Below are 3617 nucleotides of genomic sequence, written 5' to 3'. Positions count from 1 at the left end.
GCTGACCTGGAGGCCCTCGACCTCGCCGAGCCGGCCTCCGCGTTCAGCTTCTTCGATGCGGGCGAGGAGGCTGTCGCGAAAGAATCAGGGCGTGTCTGTCCGGCCGAGGGCGGCATGGCTGCGGCGAAACCGCGACCTGCTGGAAGGCGGGCCGGCAACCGGTGTGGGTCCACCGGGACGGCTCCGAAGCGGAGGTGGACCACTTCGGGGTGGCAGCGAGAGCGAAATCCACGGGAGCGACTTCGCCGAGGTGTGCGAGGGTGAGGCTCATGGGGAACTCACGGGCCTATCCGGTCTTTCGCACTGCGGACGCTGTCGAGGCGTGGACGCAGGCGCTGCGTCTGAACGCGCTGCTCGAGGAGCGGGACGACGAGGTGACCCTGATGGCCGAACTGGTGACCGTCGAGGAGGTGCGCAGGATGGCAGCGGTGCTGCCGCGGGCCGAGTTCAGTCACCACAGAGCCCGAGTGGACCCGTACGCACGCGAGTTCGCTCACCTCGGCCTGGACATCGTCACGATGCAGGACGCGCTGCTGGAGCCTGAGCTGCCCGTGTCCACCCTGCACTACGTCCTGCCGGGCAGCGTGGAGGACGAGTTCGTCAGGGCGCTGGGGCGAGGATTCGCCTCGATCGGCTTGGCCGGCAGGTGGCCGGACGGCGCGGAGACGGATTCTCGTGGCGTAGCCGCGTACGACGGCGTGGAGGTCGCCTTCAACGGCGACGACCGCTACGGATCGACGCCGGCCGACCGGCACACGGTCTTCGTCCACGTCGACAAGTGGGGCGACCTCGCGCGCGCCGAGAAGCTGGCCGCGTTCCTCGGCGGGACCGTGTTGGGGGACGACCAGCAAGGCTGGTGAAGGGGCCCGGCTCGTGTCCGGTGCGCGGGGCGGGGCCCGGCCGCCTGCTGGATCTGTGCGAGGCCCATGCCCGCTCTCCCCTCGGGGCCCGCTGCTTTCTGTGACCTGTATGACGTGACCCGAGTGAGCTCTTTCTCATCGCGACGGCGTTGCTGTGCAACGAGGTGCATAGGAGCATCGTGCGCATGGCGCTCGAGCACGCGATCCTCGTTTCCCTGCTGGAGAAGCCGGGTTCCGGATATGAGCTGGCCCGGCGGTTCGAGCGGTCCATCGGGTACTTCTGGACGGCCACGCACCAGCAGATCTACCGGGTGCTCAAGCGGATGGGCAGCGACGGCTGGATCGACGTCCGGGACATCCCGCAGCAGGGGCGTCCGGACAAGAAGGAGTACTCCGTCGCCGACCCGGGCCGGGAGGCGCTCCACGCGTGGCTCCAGGAACGCACCGAACCGGAGAGCGTGCGGCACGACCTGGCGGTGAAGGTCCGCGGCGCCGCCTTCGGCGACCCGGCCGGCCTCATCGGCGAGGTCGAGCGTCACCGACAGGCGCACGAGGACCGTCTCGCCCGCTATCTCGAGGGTCAGGACCGCGACTTCCCAGAGCGGCCGCCGTCGGACGGAGCGCCCGACGCCGAACAGGAGCTCCAGCACGTCGTGTTGCGCGGCGGCATCGCATACGAGCGCATGATGATCGCCTGGCTCGACGACGTCCTCGTCACACTCGCCGGATTCGCCGCCGGTCGCTGACCGGCCGACCAGGCTTCCGGCGCCCTGCCCCAGACAGCCCACCCCCACTCCTCTCAGCCGAAAGGCGGCATCCATGGCCGACGCGCTGCTGTTCAATCCGCGCACCTACGACCCCGCGCACTTCGACCCGGAGACCCGCAGGCTGCTGCGCGCGACCGTCGACTGGTTCGAGGAGCGCGGCAAGCGCCGTTTGATCGAGGACTACCGCAGCCGCGCGTGGCTCGGTGACTTCCTCGCCTTCGCCGCCAAGGAGGGGCTCTTCGCGTCCTTCCTCACTCCCGCCTCCGCCGCCGCGGACGGAGAGGCCGACAAGCGCTGGGACACCGCCCGCATCGCCGCTCTGAACGAGATCCTGGGCTTCTACGGCCTGGACTACTGGTACGCCTGGCAGGTCACCGTTCTCGGCCTCGGACCCGTCTGGCAGAGCGACAACGGCGCCGCCCGTTCCCGCGCCGCGCAACTGCTCGCGCAGGGTGAGGTGTTCGCCTTCGGCCTGTCGGAGAAGTCCCACGGGGCCGACATCTACTCCACCGACATGCTCCTGGAGCCCGACGGCGCGGGCGGTTTCCGAGCCACCGGATCCAAGTACTACATCGGCAACGGCAACGCCGCCGGACTCGTCTCCGTGTTCGGCCGCCGCACCGACGTCGAGGGCCCCGACGGCTATGTGTTCTTCGCCGCCGACAGCCGCCACCCGGCCTACCGCCTGGTCAAGAACGTCGTCGACTCCTCGAAGTTCGTCAGCGAGTTCCGCCTCGAGGACTACCCCGTGGCCGAGGGGGACGTCCTGCACACCGGCCGCGCCGCCTTCGACGCCGCGCTCAACACCGTCAACGTGGGCAAGTTCAATCTGTGCACCGCTTCGATCGGCATCTGCGAGCACGCGATGTACGAGGCGGTCACCCACGCCCAGAACCGCATCCTGTACGGCCGTCCCGTCACCGCCTTCCCGCACGTGCGGCGCGAGTTGACCGACGCCTACGTACGGCTCGTCGGGATGAAGCTGTTCAGCGACCGCGCCGTCGACTACTTCCGCACCGCGGGCCCCGACGACCGCCGCTACCTCCTCTTCAACCCGATGACGAAGATGAAGGTGACCACCGAGGGCGAGAGGGTCATCGACCTGATGTGGGACGTCATCGCCGCCAAAGGCTTCGAGAAGGACGACTACTTCGCCCAGGCCGCCGTCGAGATCCGTGGACTGCCGAAGCTGGAGGGCACCGTCCACGTCAATCTGGCGCTGATCCTCAAGTTCATGCGCAACCACCTCCTCGACCCGGTCGCCTACCCGCCCGTCCCCACCCGCCTCGACGCCGCCGACGACGACTTCCTCTTCCGCCAGGGACCGGCTCGCGGCCTCGGCTCGGTGCGCTTCCACGACTGGCGGCCGGCCTTCGACGCGTACACCCACCTCTCCAACGTGAGCCGGTTCCGCGAACAGGCTGACGCCCTGTGTGAGTTCGTCCGCACGGCCGCTCCGGACGAGCAGCAGGCCCGGGACCTCGACCTGCTCCTCGCCGTCGGGCAGTTGTTCGCGCTCGTCGTCCACGGGCAGCTGGTCCTGGAACAGGCGGCCCTGACAGGACTCGACGAGGACGTGCTCGACGAGCTGTTCGCCGTCCTCGTACGCGACTTCTCCGCGCACGCGGTGGAGCTGCACGGCAAGGACTCCGCGACGGAGGACCAGCAGCTCTGGGCGCTCGGCGCGGTCAGGCGACCGGTGGTCGACGCGACGCGTTCCGAGCGCGTCTGGCAGCGCGTCGAGGCTCTGTCGGGCACGTACGAGATGACGCCCTGAGACCGGCGACTCCGGAGACGTCCCGAGCAGGGCTGTGCCGAGCACGGACGTCCGAGCGAGGCTGTGCCGCTGAGCCGGGGTGACGCATCACGTCGGCTCAGCGGGTGACGGGAGACGTCTGCCGGGGGGGTGCCTCTATGTCTTTCGTCAAGCGGTGCGGGGGCTTCTCGGCTGGTAGAAGGTTCCGTCGCGGAGCATGGCGAACAGGACGCT

At 69.3% G+C, this 3617-nt stretch carries 3 protein-coding genes; all 3 read left to right on the top strand.

What is annotated here, in order from left to right; translation table 11 throughout:
- The first annotated feature begins 269 nt into the window (after positions 1-269).
- The gene (locus tag ABT300_RS42315; RefSeq protein ID WP_351688010.1) at positions 270-860 is read left to right on the top strand and encodes a hypothetical protein; all 591 of its coding nucleotides are present in this window, start codon (positions 270-272) and stop codon (positions 858-860) included.
- A gap of 185 nt (positions 861-1045) precedes the next feature.
- Complete coding sequence (locus ABT300_RS42310) at positions 1046-1606, top strand: PadR family transcriptional regulator (RefSeq protein ID WP_351688007.1); 561 nt, start codon at positions 1046-1048, stop codon at positions 1604-1606.
- 73 nt (positions 1607-1679) lie between these two features.
- A complete protein-coding gene (locus ABT300_RS42305) occupies positions 1680-3404 on the top strand; it encodes an acyl-CoA dehydrogenase family protein (protein WP_351688004.1) in 1725 nt (574 codons plus the stop codon).
- Positions 3405-3617 lie beyond the last annotated feature (213 nt).

The organism is Streptomyces sp. NPDC001027 (assembly GCF_040299045.1).
Lineage (GTDB): Bacteria > Actinomycetota > Actinomycetes > Streptomycetales > Streptomycetaceae > Streptomyces.
Note: the sequence above shows the minus strand (reverse complement) of the source record. Positions and strands in the feature narration are given on the sequence as shown.